At 40.3% G+C, this 16237-nt stretch carries 14 protein-coding genes; 12 read left to right on the forward strand and 2 right to left on the reverse strand.

The features are described from left to right. Position 1 precedes the first annotated feature (1 nt). The 7 genes from porG to WG905_RS10880 all read left to right on the forward strand — a co-directional run bounded on the left by porG (position 2) and on the right by WG905_RS10880 (position 8435). A complete protein-coding gene (gene porG / locus WG905_RS10850; protein WP_339591733.1) occupies positions 2-751 on the forward strand; it encodes a type IX secretion system protein PorG in 750 nt (249 codons plus the stop codon). Between the two features lie 94 nt (positions 752-845). After that, on the forward strand, positions 846-1586 hold the full coding sequence (gene uppS, locus WG905_RS10855; protein WP_339591734.1) for an undecaprenyl pyrophosphate synthase: 741 nt from the start codon (positions 846-848) through the stop codon (positions 1584-1586). A 63-nt stretch (positions 1587-1649) separates the two neighbouring features. Next, positions 1650-4214, forward strand: coding sequence for an outer membrane protein assembly factor BamA (gene bamA / locus WG905_RS10860; protein ID WP_339591735.1), 2565 nt, complete (start codon positions 1650-1652; stop codon positions 4212-4214). A 56-nt stretch (positions 4215-4270) separates the two neighbouring features. After that, the gene (locus WG905_RS10865; RefSeq protein WP_339591736.1) at positions 4271-4801 is read left to right on the forward strand and encodes an OmpH/Skp family outer membrane protein; all 531 of its coding nucleotides are present in this window, start codon (positions 4271-4273) and stop codon (positions 4799-4801) included. Positions 4802-4847: 46 nt separating this feature from the next. Next, entirely contained in the window at positions 4848-5414 is a 567-nt protein-coding gene (locus tag WG905_RS10870) for an OmpH/Skp family outer membrane protein (protein WP_339591737.1), read from the forward strand. A 64-nt stretch (positions 5415-5478) separates the two neighbouring features. Beyond that, complete coding sequence (gene murI / locus WG905_RS10875; protein ID WP_339591738.1) at positions 5479-6315, forward strand: glutamate racemase; 837 nt, start codon at positions 5479-5481, stop codon at positions 6313-6315. A gap of 218 nt (positions 6316-6533) precedes the next feature. Continuing rightward, on the forward strand, positions 6534-8435 hold the full coding sequence (locus WG905_RS10880; protein ID WP_339591739.1) for an amidophosphoribosyltransferase: 1902 nt from the start codon (positions 6534-6536) through the stop codon (positions 8433-8435). A 257-nt stretch (positions 8436-8692) separates the two neighbouring features. Here WG905_RS10880 and WG905_RS10885 read toward each other — a convergent pair whose 3' ends face one another. Beyond that, positions 8693-9316 (reverse strand): LysE family translocator, encoded by a 624-nt coding sequence (locus tag WG905_RS10885; protein ID WP_339591740.1) that lies wholly within the window; start codon positions 9314-9316, stop codon positions 8693-8695. A 114-nt stretch (positions 9317-9430) separates the two neighbouring features. Between WG905_RS10885 and WG905_RS10890 the strand changes: the two genes are divergently transcribed. From WG905_RS10890 to WG905_RS10910, 5 genes are all read left to right on the forward strand, one after another. Further along, a complete protein-coding gene (locus WG905_RS10890; protein ID WP_339591741.1) occupies positions 9431-11038 on the forward strand; it encodes an MFS transporter in 1608 nt (535 codons plus the stop codon). A 152-nt stretch (positions 11039-11190) separates the two neighbouring features. Beyond that, positions 11191-11637 carry a deoxycytidylate deaminase gene (locus tag WG905_RS10895; protein ID WP_339591742.1) on the forward strand — a complete coding sequence of 149 codons (447 nt, stop codon included), beginning with the start codon at positions 11191-11193 and terminating at the stop codon, positions 11635-11637. Between the two features lie 10 nt (positions 11638-11647). Continuing rightward, positions 11648-13177 (forward strand): glutamine-hydrolyzing GMP synthase, encoded by a 1530-nt coding sequence (guaA, locus tag WG905_RS10900; RefSeq protein ID WP_339591743.1) that lies wholly within the window; start codon positions 11648-11650, stop codon positions 13175-13177. Continuing rightward, the gene (locus WG905_RS10905; protein ID WP_339591744.1) at positions 13134-14366 is read left to right on the forward strand and encodes an ABC transporter substrate-binding protein; all 1233 of its coding nucleotides are present in this window, start codon (positions 13134-13136) and stop codon (positions 14364-14366) included. Before guaA ends, WG905_RS10905 begins: the two co-directional genes overlap by 44 nt. A 68-nt stretch (positions 14367-14434) precedes the next feature. Next, positions 14435-15601, forward strand: a complete 1167-nt coding sequence (locus WG905_RS10910; protein WP_339591745.1) for an RsmB/NOP family class I SAM-dependent RNA methyltransferase — start codon at positions 14435-14437, stop codon at positions 15599-15601. On the opposite strand, the gene WG905_RS10915 is transcribed toward WG905_RS10910, so the two are convergent. Beyond that, a complete protein-coding gene (locus WG905_RS10915; protein WP_339591746.1) occupies positions 15598-16164 on the reverse strand; it encodes a MarC family protein in 567 nt (188 codons plus the stop codon). The two genes, WG905_RS10910 and WG905_RS10915, sit on opposite strands and share 4 nt — an antisense overlap. Between the last annotated feature and the right edge of the window lie 73 nt (positions 16165-16237).

Consider the following 16237-nt stretch of genomic DNA (forward strand, 5'->3'; position numbering starts at 1 on the left):
CATGAGAAAAAAAAGCGCACTCTTATTTGTATTCGGAACCCTGTTTGGGTTGGGAACCGCTCAGGCTCAGAACTGGGAAATTGGTGTTGGTGCAGGTGCAGCAGGCTATATGGGCGATTTGAATATGAATAAACCGCTTAAATTCTCAGGTCCGGCGGTCGGTGGTTTTGTGAAACTTAACCTGGATCCTTTTTGGAGCCTGGGCATGCATTATACTTATGGACGCATTAAAGGTGATAACGGCGATTTAAAGTTCTACGCACCGATCCATGAGGCGAGTGCTATGGTAGATTTTAACTTCTTTGATTTTTTTGCCGGTGGCGGCCACAAGCGTTTTACCCCCTATATTTATGCTGGTGTTGGCGGCGTTATTTATAATCCTAAACGTAAAATCGGCGACGAAGTGAAGTATTTAAGGTTGTACAGAACTGAGGATCAATATACGCCTTATAAAAATTATGCCTTCACCATTCCTTATGGGGCTGGTATTAAATATAAAGTTAAATCTAATTTAACTTTATTTGGTAACTTAGGTTACAGAACTGCTTATACCGATTACCTTGATGATGTAAGCCGGAATTACAAACGAATCACTGATGGAGATCCTGACCGTATTTTTCTGGCCAATCCTTCCGGTGATCCCAGTAAAATAGGTTCACAAAGGGGTGATTCAAGGAGGAGGGACACTTACATGTTTACCCAGCTGGGACTATCCTATACCTTTTTATGTAACAATTGTTCCATCTTTTAGCGTCATTTACAGATAAGTAAGTTATTAATCATAGAAAATTTTACCTTTGTGTCCCAAAAAGTTAGACTTTTTAGGATCATTTTCATATAGTTAGATGGGATTTAAAGAACAAATTGACCTTACGCGTTTGCCTGAACATATTGCAATAATTATGGATGGTAACGGCCGCTGGGCAAAAAACCAAGGTAAATTCAGGGTTTTCGGTCATGAGAATGGTGTGCTTTCTGTAAAAGACATTGTGGAAGGTTGCGCTGACATTGGCATAAAATACCTGACCATATATACATTTTCTACAGAGAACTGGAACAGACCTGTTGATGAAGTTAATGCATTAATGGAGATTTTTATTTCTACCATTAATGAGGAAACCCCACGTTTAACCAAAAATAACATCAGGTTGAACGCCATCGGTGATATTGCATCATTGCCGCAAAAATGCATTGATGATTTGAAAAATGCCATGGAAAAAACGGCCAACAATACCCGTTGCACCTTAACATTGGCTTTGAGTTACAGTGCCAAATGGGAGATTACCGAGGCAGCAAAAAAACTTGCCCAAAAAGTGCTTGACCAGGAAATTAATATCAGCGATATTAAGGAACAGGATTTCTCGGCATTGCTGACAACAAAAGATATGCCTGATCCCGAACTGATGATCAGAACCAGTGGCGAGCACCGGATAAGCAATTTCTTATTGTGGCAAATGGCTTATACCGAATTATATTTTACCGAAACTTTATGGCCGGACTTCCGACGGGAAGACTTGTTTAAAGCTATTGTAGACTACCAAAAACGCGAAAGACGCTTTGGCAAAATTAGTGAACAACTGAACTAATTTTACTTTTAACACTTTTTAACATGTGTTTAATATAACTTAGCGACGATTTTTAGAAAGTAAATGAAAAGAATATACCAACTTATATTATTGTTATTGATCGGTTTACCATCAATGGCACAGATCACACGTCCACCATCAAACCCGGCACCCCCAACGTTGAAGGTTGATGGATTGAACATGGATTATTTTAGCCCAAAAGAATATATCATTGGCGGTACGACCTTAACTGGTACAAAGCACTTAGATAAGGAGGTGATCATTACACTTTCAAAATTAATTAAAGGTGAAACTATTACCCTTCCAGGTGAAGCAACGGGTAATGCCATTAAAAACCTTTGGGCCCAAGGCTTATTTGATGATGTGAGCCTTGATGTTACTAAATTAGAAGGTGACACTGTCTATTTTGAAATCGAAGTGGCAGAGCGTCCAAGACTGAGCTCTTTTGAGTTGTTAGGACTTAGTAAATCTCAAAAGACTGACCTTACTGAGCAGCTGAACTCAAGAACCGGTAAAACTGTTGTTAACGAGAATCTGTATAACACCACTAAAAATACCATCACTAAATACCTTTCTGAAAAAGGATACTTCTTTACTAAAGTAGACTTTAAAAATCTGCCGGATCCAAACCAGGAAAATAGCGTGATTTTACAAGTAAATGTGGATAAAGGCCGGAAAGTAAAGGTTAACCAGATTAATTTTACCGGTAATGAAGTCTTTGCTGACGCTAAACTTCGGAAGTTTCTAAAGAAAACCAAGCAACAGGCTTTTTATAAGGTTTTTGGTTCTGGTAAGTTTAACCAAACCAAATACGATGAGGATAAATTGACCCTGGTAAGTAAAATGCAAGGTCAGGGCTACCGTGATGCCGCCATTGTTGATGACAGTATTTTCCGTCACAGTGATAAAGCTGTTGGAATCAATATTGAAGTTTTTGAAGGGCCAAAATACTACTTCGGTGATATTACCTGGTCGGGTAATGCAAAATATGCCACTAAAGATCTTGAAAAAGTCTTAAGTATAGAAAAGGGTGAAGTTTTTAGTGAAGAAAAGCTGGAAAGAAGATTAAGAGGTGACGGAAGCAGTGATGATGTTTCCAGTGTTTATTTGAATGATGGTTATTTAACTTTTAATGTTGATCCTGTTCAAACTAAAATTCATAATGATACGGTTAATATTGAGATGCGCATTTACGAAGGTCCTCAGTATACCAATAACAGAATCACTGTAAAAGGAAATACCATCACCAACGACCGTGTGGTGTTGAGAGAGATCAGAACTAAACCAGGTGATAAATTCTCCAAAGAATTATTGGTGCGTACGGTAAGAGAAATTGGCCAGCTGGGTAATTTCGATGAAACTAAAACTGTACCTACACCAAGACCAAATCCTGCAGATGGTACGGTAGATATTGAGTATGCTGTGGAGGAAAAACCTTCAGACCAGATTGAACTTTCAGGTGGTTTTGGTGGGGGCCGTATTATCGGTACCTTAGGTTTAACTTTTAATAACTTCTCTTTAAGAAACCTGTTCAACCTGAAAGCTTATAAGCCGCTTCCAAAAGGTGACGGACAAAAATTAAGCTTACGTGGACAAACCAATGGTAAGCAATACCAGTCATATAGTTTCTCCTTCTCCGAGCCTTGGTTAGGTGGTAAAAAACCAATCAGTTTCGGCGTGAGTGCTTTTACCTCTTTATCTTCCAATGGTGGAAGTGGTTATTATGGTGTGGATGAAAATGATCCGCGTTTTCAAAAGATCCGTTTAAATGGTTTAACTGTGAGTTTAGGTAGAAGATTAAACTGGCCGGATAACTATTTCCAGTTAACCCACTCGGTGAATGCACAACAATATATTTTACAGAATTACCCGGGATATAAATTCAGCACAGGTACCTCCTATAACTTTAACTTGACACAGGAATTAAGCAGGGACTCCAGAGACTCGCCAATTTTCCCTACAGGTGGTTCTTATTTCAGGTTCACTATTCAAGCAACTCCTCCTTATTCATTGTTTAACGATATCAACTATTCAACGGCATCGGATAAAGAGAAATATGAATTTACAGAATACCACAAGTGGAAATTTGAGTCACAGTGGTTTCAGCGCATGACTGGTAAATTGGTGCTGATGGCACAGGCACAGTTTGGTTTCTTAGGAAGTTACAACAGTGCTGTCGGACAATCTCCGTTTGAGCGTTTCAAATTGGGTGGTGATGGTATGCAGGGTTTTGATTACCTTCAAGGATCTGAGCTTATTAAAATGCGTGGTTATGCAAACAATGTGGTTATACCAGTTGGTGCTGATCCTAACATTGCCCGTAACTCAGGTAGCCCAATTTTTACGAAGTATGTACTTGAATTAAGGTACCCGGTTATTGCAAGTCAACAGGCTACTGCTTATATTGTAGGCTTTGCTGAGGGTGGTAATACATGGAATTCATTCAAAGACTACAATCCATTTAACATCAGAAGATCTGCCGGTGTTGGTGCCAGAATATTTTTACCAATCTTTGGTATGCTTGGCATAGATTATGGTCATGCATTTGATGCAATCCCAGGTGAAGTTGATGGTGGTAAACAAGCATTTACTTTTAGTATCGCACAACAATTGGGCGGTTTTAACTAATCACCATCAGCAGCTTATGATAGCTTCATTAACGTTGAATATTAAATAATAAACAAATGAAAAAATATATCTTATTAAGTTTCCTGCTTTTCACTGGATTTGGATCCTTTGCACAAAAGTTCGCTTATGTGGATACGGAATATATCTTACAACATTTGCCGGAGTATAAAGCTGCCATCAAACAGCTGAGTGCTTCTTCAGAACAATTTCAGAAGCAATTAGACGTTAAATTCTCAGAAATCGATGAGATGTACAAAACTTACCAGGCCGATCAGGTTTTATTAACTGACGACATGCGTAAGCGGAGAGAGAACGACATCATTGAAAAAGAGAAGGCCGCCAAAGAATTCCAGCGCAAGACGTTTGGCCCTGAAGGCGACCTGTTCCAGCAGCGGATTAAATTACTCAATCCTATCCAGGAAAAAGTTAGTAAAACCATAGCTGAATTTGCCAAAGCTAAAGGTTTAGACTTCATTTTTGACAAAGGCAGCGAAGCAACCATGATGGTTTATGCAAGCACTAATTTTGACCTGAGTAAGGATGTGGTGATTAAACTGGGTTACAAGCCTGGGAATATTGATAAATAAGAACAAACAAACATAAAAGTAAAAACAAACACTAAGAAAAATAGAAATGAGAAAGTTAATTAATGTATTCTTTGTAGCAGCAGGCCTGTTGTTAACAGCTAATGTAGCCAGTGCACAACAAAAAATTGGTCATTTAAATTCAGAGGAGATTTTTGGTGCTATGCCTGAAGCTAAAACTGCTCAGACTACACTTGAAACTTTAGGTAAGGCTAAACAAGCTGAAATCACTAAAATGCAGACGGAATACCAAACCAAGTATGAAGCTGCAGTAGCAAAAAACAAAACCTTAAGTGAAGCTAATAAAGAAGCTGTAACGAAAGAATTGCAGGTAATGGGCGAAGAATTACAAGGTATGGAAAAACGCATCAATGATGCACGTACTAAAGCTCAACAAGAAGTTGCCACTAAACAAAGCGAATTGTTCATGCCGATCAACCAGAAGTTTGAAACAGCAGTGAAAGCAGTAGCTAAGGAAAAAGGTTTAGCTTATGTATTTGATATTGCTGCACAACAAGGTGCAAACAACTTATTATATTCAGATGGTGGCGATAACGTTACCGCTGCGGTAAAAACTAAATTGGGTATCTCTGCAGCTGCAGCGCCTAAGAAATAATTAAGTTTAAATAACTAATTTGGCGGACCAGTGCAATCAAGCGCTGGTCCGCTTTTTTTTTGTGATGACCAATAATAATTCCATAGGTGTTTTTGATTCAGGCTACGGCGGTTTAACAGTGTTTAAATCCATCATTAAGGAACTGCCTGAATACAATTATATCTACCTTGGCGACAATGCCCGGGCACCTTATGGTGACCACTCTTTTGACATTGTTTACCAGTACACATTAGAATGCGTAGAATGGCTCTTTGCCCAGGGTTGCCCGTTGGTGATCCTTGCCTGCAATACCGCATCTGCTAAGGCCCTACGTTCCATACAGCAAAAAGTGCTTCCGGTAAAATATCCCAACCACCGCGTATTGGGTGTGATCAGGCCAACCGCAGAAGTGATTGGTGAGTATACGCAATCGAAAACCATTGGTGTGCTGGGCACAAGAGGTACAGTGAATTCCGCTTCTTATCCCATGGAAATAAAAAAGTTCTTTCCGGAAGTTAAAGTAGTGCAGCAAAGCTGTCCGATGCTGGTGCCGCTCATAGAAAACAATGAACACCTTGGCGCCGGTGCTGATCATTTTGTCAAGAAATACATTGATGAGTTAATGCTGCAAGCGCCGGATCTTGATTGCATCTTATTAGCCTGCACACATTATCCCTTAATTATTCCGAAATTGCAGCAAATGCTTTCTTCAAATATTAAAGTGATCTCACAAGGAGAGATTGTTGCTCAAAGTCTGAAAAAGTATTTGCACCAACATCCAGAAATTGAAGGGCAGATTGGGAAACAAGGCCAATACCAGTTTTTCACCTCTGGTGACCTGGAGATTTTTGATAACAGGGCTTCTTTGTTTTTTGAGAAAAACATTGTTTCTAAACAGATAAAATTGTCAGAAAACTGTTAATAAAACGACTTATCCCTGAAGATTGCCGCCAGTCCATTCAAATTTCGAGGTTCTTGAAGGCAATGATGGCCTCATTTGAGGATACAAAAACGTCGAATATGAAGTAATTTGGCATTAAAGCCCTTTTTTAAGTTTTAGGTTCGCTTATAGAAAGATTCTATTTCTTACTAGGTTCTAAATGTTAATAACTGTAAATTTGCGGCTCAATTAACACACCAATGAGCGAGCAGATCAAACACGAATGCGGAATTGCTTTTATCCGTTTGCTGAAGCCTTTATCCTTCTACGAAGAGAAATACGGTACAGCACTTTACGGACTTAACAAGTTGTATCTTCTGATGGAAAAACAGCATAACCGCGGACAGGATGGTGCCGGTATTGCAACAATTAAACTGGATGTAAAACCAGGCCATCGTTACATCAGCCGTTACCGTTCCATGGCAACAAATGCCGTGGCTGATATTTTTAGTTATGTGCAAAACAAATTTGTAGATATTCAGAAAAATACGCCTGAATTAATGCAGGACACCGAATGGTTAAAAGCCAATGTGAGTTTTTTAGGGGAAGTGTTGTTAGGGCACCTTCGTTATGGCACACACGGTAAAAACAGCATTGAAAATTGCCACCCATTCTTACGTCAGAACAACTGGATGACCCGTAACCTGGTGCTTGCCGGTAACTTCAACATGACCAATGTAGATGAATTACTGGAGCAGTTGTACGAACTGGGCCAGCATCCAAAAGAACAAGCAGATACGGTAACGGTTTTAGAAAAAATAGGTCACTTTTTAGATGACGAAAACCAGGCCCTGTTTGACTTCTATAAAAAACAAGGATTTGATAACGTAGAGATCACGCATAAAATATCTGATTCGTTAAACATTGCAAAGATTCTGCGCCGCTCGGCAAAAACATGGGATGGGGGATATGCAATCTCCGGAATAGTAGGAAACGGTGATGCTTTTGTATTGCGTGACCCAGCTGGAATTCGCCCCGCTTTTTATTATGCAGATGATGAAATTGTGGTTGCTGCTTCTGAAAGGCCTGCCATTCAAACTGCTTTCAACATCCACTTTGATGATGTGAAAGAAATTGAACCTGGTCATGCTTTAATTGTTAAAAAGAACGGTAAAGTTACTCACCAGGTATTCAGGGAGCCAGAAGAAAAACGTGCCTGCTCTTTTGAAAGAATTTACTTCTCCAGAGGCAGTGATGCGGAGATCTATAAAGAAAGAAAACATTTAGGACAATTACTTTGCAAACAAATATTGAATGCGGTAGATGGAGACCTGAAAAATACCGTATTCTCTTTTATCCCAAATACAGCTGAGGTTTCGTTTTTCGGCATGGTGGAAGGATTGCACACCCATATCCGAACTTTACAGAAAGATACCTTGCTGCACCGTAAAGAGGAGCTTACAGACGAGCAACTGGATGAATTGCTGAGCATGACACCACGTGTAGAGAAATTGGCTATTAAAGATGTAAAGCTGCGGACATTTATTACACAAGATGCTGACCGTGGCGACATGGTTGCTCACGTATATGATACCACTTACGGCTTGATTAAAAACCATACGGATACTTTAGTTGCCGTTGACGACTCTATTGTAAGGGGAACAACTTTAAAACAAAGTATCATTAAAATTATAGACAGGCTGCATCCTAAAAAGATTATCATTGTTTCTTCGGCACCGCAGATCCGTTACCCGGATTGTTATGGTATTGACATGTCGAAAATGGGTGAGTTTGTTGCTTTCGAAGCGGCTATTCAGCTGTTGAAAGAAAGAGGCATGGCACATATCATTGATGAGGTCTACGAGAAGTGTAAAGCATCCCTGCTCTTGCCTAAAGAAGAGATTTGTAACCATGTAAAAGACATATACAGACCTTTTAAGCAAGAAGAAATCTCTGCGCAGATCACCAAGATTATTACGCCTCCGGGCACAAATGCTGAAGTTCAGGTCATTTACCAGACTTTGGATAACTTACATATCGCTTGCCCGGATCATAAAGGCGACTGGTATTTCTCCGGAAATTATCCAACACCAGGCGGTAATAAAGTTGTTAATAAAGCTTTCGTCAACTGGAAAGAAGGAAATAATCAAAGAGCTTATTAAGCTTAAAAAGAAAAAAGATCCAATATAGCGTCCGCAATGGCAACTCTTTCTTCAGGGAATTTTGCCAGGGCGTTATTAGGGGGTTACCAGGGGGTTGGTAGGGGGTTGATAGGGCTAATAGCCCTATCAACCCCCTCGTAACGCCGGACGAACACCCTGCCACTGCTCCCTCAATTTAAGGCATCCCCTTAGCTGCCTCCAGGTTGCCGAAACAGCCAAGCTGTTATTCCATAAAAAGCGCTGAAACGCTAGAAAAATTAATGGTATTTATTGATCACCTCTACAAAGAGGCGGATGGCAAAAATGATGATCACGGCGCCGGCTATACGGTTGAGTCTTTGAATAGACCTCTCTTTAATCCTGTAGCGCAATTTGGCGGCATAAAAAGTTTTAATGGAATCAATGCTTAATTGAGTAATCAGGGCTACAACAAAAAAGACCACTTTCTCAGTAAATGTATAATCGAGGTGAACAGTAATCACTCCCCCTACCATAATCCAGAACATCAATGTCGTAGGAGAGAGCAGGCACATCAAAAACCCTTTGATGATATAACCCCTCTTTTTGATTTTAACTTCCTCTTCCACACAATAATTTACATGTACCCGCTTAATCAGGTAATATAAACCCACCCCAAGTAAAAACAGTCCGCCTATGGTACCTATGTAAACATTGTATTGTGAATTGTATACAACAAACTGAGAACTGAAGATGGTCGCAGTGATGAATATGATGTCGCTGAGTATCACGCCGACTGCTAAAGAAAACCCTGCTTTAAACCCTTTTTCAATACTCGTTTTGATCATCGAGAAGAATACAGGTCCCGTTAAAAAGGAAAACAAAATACCTGCACCTATCCCTTGTAAAATTGCTTCAAACATTTAACTTAAACGTATTTTTATGCAATATGCGATTTTAAAGGTGAAAAACTCCTATTTTTTTTACTAGTTTTAGCACCTGAATAATATCAAATCAACAATTCATTAACCACACACATGGAACAACAATCGCAAAAAAATTATGGAACTGCGCTGTATACAATCATCACAGTGTTTTTCTTCTGGGGATTTGTAGCCGCATCAAATGGTATCTTTATCCCATTTTGTAAAACACATTTTAACCTCACGCAGTTTGAATCGCAATTGATAGATTTCACCTTTTATGGAGGTTATTTCATCGGTTCCCTGATTCTTTACTTCGCTTCTCAGGCTAGTAAAATAGATATCCTTAATAAAATTGGTTATAAAAAAGGGATCATTGCCGGTTTGGTTGTTTCCGCAGCCGGTGCTTTGCTGATGATACCTGCTGTGCATTCAGGATCGTTTATCTTTATCCTTGTGGCTTTCTTTTTTATTGCGATTGGTTTCTCTTTACAACAAACGGCCGCTAATCCTTTCGTTGTTGCTTTGGGCCCACCAGAAAGTGGTACCCACAGGTTAAACCTTGCTGGTGGTATCAATAACCTCGGTGGTTTATTCGGACCAGTGATTGTTAGTGTGGTTTTGTTCGGTACTGCAAACGATGCCGTAGCTAAAGAAGTTGATATTAAATCAATCAATAACCTTTATTATATACTTGCAGGTTTGTTCCTGGCCGTGGCTGTATTTTTTAGCATCTCTAAATTGCCAGTGGTAACCAGTAGTGAAACCATGGAATCCAGCTCAAAATCAAATGCGCCATTGCTTATCATGCTGGTTGGCTTTTTCATGATGATGCTTGTAGATCCAATAGCGAATTCAACAGGTATCAATAAAGAAATCCTGGTTTATTCTTCCCTCGCCATTATCGTTCTGACCTTATTATATGTTTATGGTAATAAAAAAGAAAACCCTAATCAATGGGGTGCCATGCAGTATCCGCAACTCATTCTAGGGATGCTGGCTATCTTCATTTATGTGGGGGTAGAGGTAACCATTCAAAGTAACCTTGGTGCGTTGCTTAACATGCCGGATTTTGGGGGTTTACCAGAGTCTGATATCAAACAATACATTTCTTTATACTGGGGAAGTATGATGATCGGACGCTGGACTGGTGCCGTGAGTGCTTTTAACCTGACCAAACAAACTAAAACCATTTTAACGGTAGTTGTTCCTTTTGTTGCTTTCGGAATTATATTATTGGTTAACCATTTCACAGGTACCAATATTGGTAACATGTATGTATATGCAGTTTCTATCGCCATCATGATTGTTGCTGTGTTCATCGGACAAGAAAAACCGGCTAAGACTTTAGCTTTATTCAGCACCTTGGGTGTAATTGCGATGTTGATCGGTTTATTTACTACGGGTGATGTTGCTGTATTTGCTTTCATCAGTGGTGGTTTGTGCTGCTCGATCATGTGGCCTTCTATCTTTGCCTTATCAATTACCGGCTTAGGGAAATATACCAGCCAGGGATCTTCTTTCCTGATCATGATGATTTTAGGTGGTGCCATCATTCCACCGGTGCAAGGTTTCCTTGCGGATACCAGTGGAATACATAATTCGTATATTGTGCCCGCCTTAGGTTTTGTATACCTGATTTTCTTTGCATGGAAAGTGAGCGGGATATTAAAAAAACAAGGCTTTAACGTTGAACAAATAGCGGCTGAAGGAGGCCACTAATCTATAGAAAATAAAATCCCTCCTTACATCAAGGGGGGATTTTTCATTTTTAGATAGTTTGTTATTTAAAGGTAATGAAGCTATCATGAGCAATATTCATTGCTTTTTGTGAGTGTTGCTCATGATGGTTTTTATTTAGAACAAAATTGAACATGAAACGCAGCTTTACTGATATTTTTATGAACCTCGCTACAGACCTTGCCTTTCGTTCGCATTGCGTACGGGCACAGGTTGGCGCTGTTTTAACCAAAGACACCCGTATTATTTCCATCGGCTATAACGGGCCGCCGGCCAAAACCCATAACTGTGATGAAGAATGGCCAGAAACAGGGTGTGCCAGAGATTCAAGGGGCAGTTGCTTGCTTGCCCTGCATGCCGAAGAAAATGCGATACTGTATGCGACTAAAAATGGCTCCAATATTCAGGGTGCTACTTTATATACTACGCTCTCTCCCTGCATCGCCTGTGCACGCTTAATCTTGTCGTCGGGCATCAAAGTGGTGGTCTATAAAGATTCTTATGCAGCCTATAAAGGATTGTCCAGTGATGAAGGGGTCGATTTCTTAAAAAGATTCGGCGTAGAAGTGAATAAATATTAACTTTGTGCCCATGCTAGAAAAAATCATCATTATCGATTTTGGATCACAATATACGCAGTTAATTGCACGCAGGGTTCGTGAACTGAACGTCTTTTGCGAAATATATCCTTTCCATCATATTCCAGAGTTTTCAACAGAGGTAAAAGGTATCATCTTTTCCGGTAGTCCATATTCAGTACGCCAGGAAGATGCCCCTCAAATTGACCTCACTAAATTTCATAACAAGTATCCAGTTCTAGCCGTATGTTATGGAGCGCAATACATTGCACAACAATCTGGCGGAGAGGTCATCCCTTCAACAACCAGAGAATATGGCAGGGCAAACCTGAATTTCATTGATGCTGGTAACAAGCTGTTCAAAAACATCGCACCTGATTCACAGGTATGGATGTCGCATGGCGATACCATTACAGCCGTTCCTGAAAGCTTTGAACTAATTGCCAGCACAGATAATGTAAGGGTAGCAGCCTACCAGGTAAAAGATACGGATACTTATGCGATCCAGTTTCACCCTGAGGTTACCCATAGTTTAGATGGCAAGCAATTGCTGGAAAACTTTTTGGTAGATATCTGCGGTTGCCAGCAAAACTGGACCCCTGATGCGTTTGTAGAAACAACCATTGCTTCATTAAAGGCGCAGTTGGGTAATGACAAGGTCGTATTGGCCTTATCTGGTGGTGTTGACTCCAGTGTTGCTGCAATTTTAATGCACAAAGCGATTGGAAAAAACCTACACTGCATTTTTGTGGATAATGGTTTATTACGAAAAGATGAGTATGAAGGCGTATTAGAGCAATATAAACACCTTGGTTTAAACATTAAAGGTGTTGATGCTAAAGAACGCTTCTTAAGTCAGCTGGAAGGCTTGAAAGATCCTGAGTTAAAGCGTAAAGCAATCGGCAGGGTATTTATCGAAGTATTTGATACAGAAGCACACCTGATTCAGGATGTGAAATGGCTTGGACAGGGAACAATATATCCCGATGTAATTGAATCTGTTTCTGTTAACGGACCATCAGCAACCATCAAATCGCACCACAATGTGGGCGGCTTGCCGGATTACATGAAATTAAAAGTTGTTGAGCCGCTAAACACTTTGTTTAAAGATGAGGTGAGAAGAGTGGGAAGGTCATTAGGACTGGAGCATTTTATCATTGGCCGTCACCCTTTCCCTGGGCCTGGTTTAGCAATCAGAATTCTTGGCGAGGTTACTGCAGAAAAAGTAGCTATCTTGCAGGAAGCAGATGCTATTTATATCAATAATTTAAAAGAAGCCGGACTTTATGATAAAGTATGGCAGGCGGGCGCAATCTTTTTACCTGTACAATCTGTAGGGGTAATGGGAGATGAGCGTACTTATGAAAACGTGATTTGCCTTAGAGCGGTTGAATCTGTGGATGGAATGACGGCCGATTGGTGTCATTTACCCTATAATGTACTTGCCAAGATTTCTAATGAGATAATTAACAAGGTAAAAGGAATTAACCGGGTAGTATATGATATCAGTTCAAAACCGCCTGCTACCATTGAGTGGGAATAAATTAGTACTATCGATCTTTATCGGTTTGTGCCTGGCGGCTTGCTCGCCCAAGGTACAAACCGTTAAAAAAGAGGCACCTCCTGAAGAAGTGAAAGAGGTGGTGGAGACAAAACCGTCAAAAAAGAAATTCACGGAGGCAACAATTTCATTGCTTATCCCTTTTAACCTCGATGATTTCAAAACAAAAGCCCTTAACAAGGCCGAGGTGGAAAAACATGCCCTGGCTATTGATTTTTACCAGGGTTTTAAACTCGGGATAGATTCTGCAGCCGCTGCTGGTTTAAACTTCAAGCTGAATGTTTATGATACTGAGGATAATAACAGCCGCTTGGCCAGTTTGATTCAGAATCACAAATTGGATGGCAGCGATCTGTTGGTAGGGCCGGTTTTTCCTGATGGCTTAAAATACATGAAAAACTATTCCCTGCAAAATCAGTTGCCTGTGGTGTCGCCGCTGGCAGCCTCACAGCCTTCTGAATTTGCCAATCCGAACCTGATTTCTATCGTTAACAATATCGACCTCCATGCTGCTAAAATTGGCGATTACATCCTCAAAAAATACGCACCTGAGAAAACCGTAGTCGTATTGATCAGCACAAAAAGCCCGTCAGACGAGCTGCTTGGTAGTCCCCTTCGTGATTATTTTTTGAACAAAGGGACTAAGCTTACTTTCCAGGAATATGGTTCGGTTTTTACCATGGAAACTAAATTGGTGAAAGATAAAAAGTACGTGGTGATGCTGAGTTCTTCGAGCCAGACATTCGTGGCTTCGACCATCGATAAATTGACCAAAATGAGGAATGCCGGTTTTAACGTCGACCTTTTCGGGCACCCTGATTGGATGAAGCAAACGTATAACACAGATAAGCTGCAGGCTTTGAATACCATCATCACTTCTTCTTATAGAATTGATTACAACAGTCCGGCAGTGATAAATTTCATTAAAAAGTACAGGAAAGCATTTAATTTTGAGCCCGGTGAATACGCTTTTAAAGGTTTTGATATTGGTTATTACTTTGGAAAGCAGTTTTCCAAACATGGCGCCAACTACCTGGAGCATTTAAGCAAGGAAAAATACAAGGGCCTGCACAATGACTTTGCCTTTCAGCAAGATGAGCAGAATGGGTTCATTAACACCAGTCTGATGCTCTTACAGTACAAGGGATTTAAATTGAATGTTATTGAATAATTAATTGATGAATAATCGTTCCCAGTTATCCTTATCATCGCTTAAACACCTACAAAAACACCTATATAATGAAGATTGAGCACCAGGTCAGGGCTTTTGAGCAAATAATGAATAGCTATGACGGGTTATTGCCGCTTCATCGTTTTTTGGTGACTTATTTTAAGCGCAATAAAAAGATGGGCTCTTCCGACCGCCGCTGGGCCAGTCGTTATGTTTATAGCTATTACCGTTTGGGTAAGGCTTTAAGCCATGTTGACAAGGTGGAACGATTAGCTGTGGCTGATTTTTTATGCAATACAACGGTAAGCCTGGTCGTTGATACTTACCTGCCACAGTTGAAGGAGCAGGTTAATTTGCCGGTTAAAGCTAAGCTAACCTTGATCATGGATCTTTATCCGGATTTTAAAATAGAAGAAGTGTTTCCCTTTTCTCCGGCACTGCTTTCCGATACCATTGATAAGGATGCCTTTTATACCTCTTTTTTTACCCAACCTGACCTTTTTATCAGGGTACAGCAAAACCATTCGCTGAAGATGTTAAATACGCTGAGGGATGCTGGTGTGATGGTGCATGACCTTGGTGAAAAGACTTTCGCTATGCCCAACGGTACCAAGCTGGAAACAATCATCCCTGATCAAAAGCACTACCAGGTGCAGGACCTGTCTTCACAGAAAACCGGCGCTTATTTTCAGCCGCAGAAATATGATTACTGGTGGGACTGCTGTGCTGCTTCAGGGGGTAAATCGCTGCTGCTCCATGACCTGGAGCCTACTGTACAATTGCTGGTGAGTGACGTGAGGGAAACGAGTTTAAACAACCTCGATGAGCGCTTTCAATTGGCAGGTTTAAAGAAATACCAGAAAAAAGTATTGGACCTGTTGCTCAATAACGAGCAGGAGCTGCACCATTATACTTTTGACGGCATTATTTTAGATGCGCCTTGTTCTGGTTCGGGTACCTGGGGCCGGACTCCCGAAATGCTTCAGTATTTTGATCAGCATAAAATCAGCTTCTTCCAGCAACTTCAAAAAAGTATCGCTTCGAATGTTATGGCCTACCTGAAGCCGGGGAAACCCTTGATTTACATCACCTGCTCTGTATTTAAGCAGGAAAATGAAGAGGTGGTTGCTTTCCTACAGGAAGAACATCATTTGAAACTGGAAAGTATGGAAGTGATTAAAGGATACGATGATAAAGCAGACACGATGTTTGTAGCGCGTCTGCTTAAAAGCTAGAGTCCTGTATTATTTCTGAATAGCTTGATCGCGATGGCTAAAAGAATAATCCCAAATGCTTTTCTGAGAATATTCAAGCCTGTAATTCCGAAAAACTTCTCCAACCTGCTGGTATTCTTCAATACAAAATAAACAAAGATCATATTAATAATAATCCCTATCAGGATGTTCTGTGTGGCGTATTCTGTTTTCAAGGAGAGCAGGGTGGTCATGGTTCCTGCGCCTGCAATCAAAGGGAAGGCCAGGGGGACAATAGAAACAGTTTCTGGCGCTTCTTCTTTAAATAAAGTCAGCCCGAGGATCATCTCTAAAGCTAGGACAAAGATCACAAAGGAACCTGCTATGGCAAAGGAGGCTACATCCAGACCGATAATCTTCAGCATCTCTTCACCCAGAAAAAGAAATAAGATCATTAATACGGTGGCTACAATGGTTGCTTTTTCTGATTCAATATGACCGGCTTTTTGTCGCAGGTTAATTACGATGGGTATAGAACCCAGGATGTCAATAATGGCGAAAAGCACCATCGTAGTGGAAAGGATCTCACTAAAATTTAATTCCATAGCATTAATTTATTTATGCAAAGCTAAGTAAATTAATGTTGTTTAAAACAAAAGAGGCTACCTGTTAAAGTAG

It is taken from the genome of Pedobacter immunditicola, from assembly GCF_037482985.1.
GTDB classification, from domain to species: domain Bacteria; phylum Bacteroidota; class Bacteroidia; order Sphingobacteriales; family Sphingobacteriaceae; genus Pedobacter; species Pedobacter immunditicola.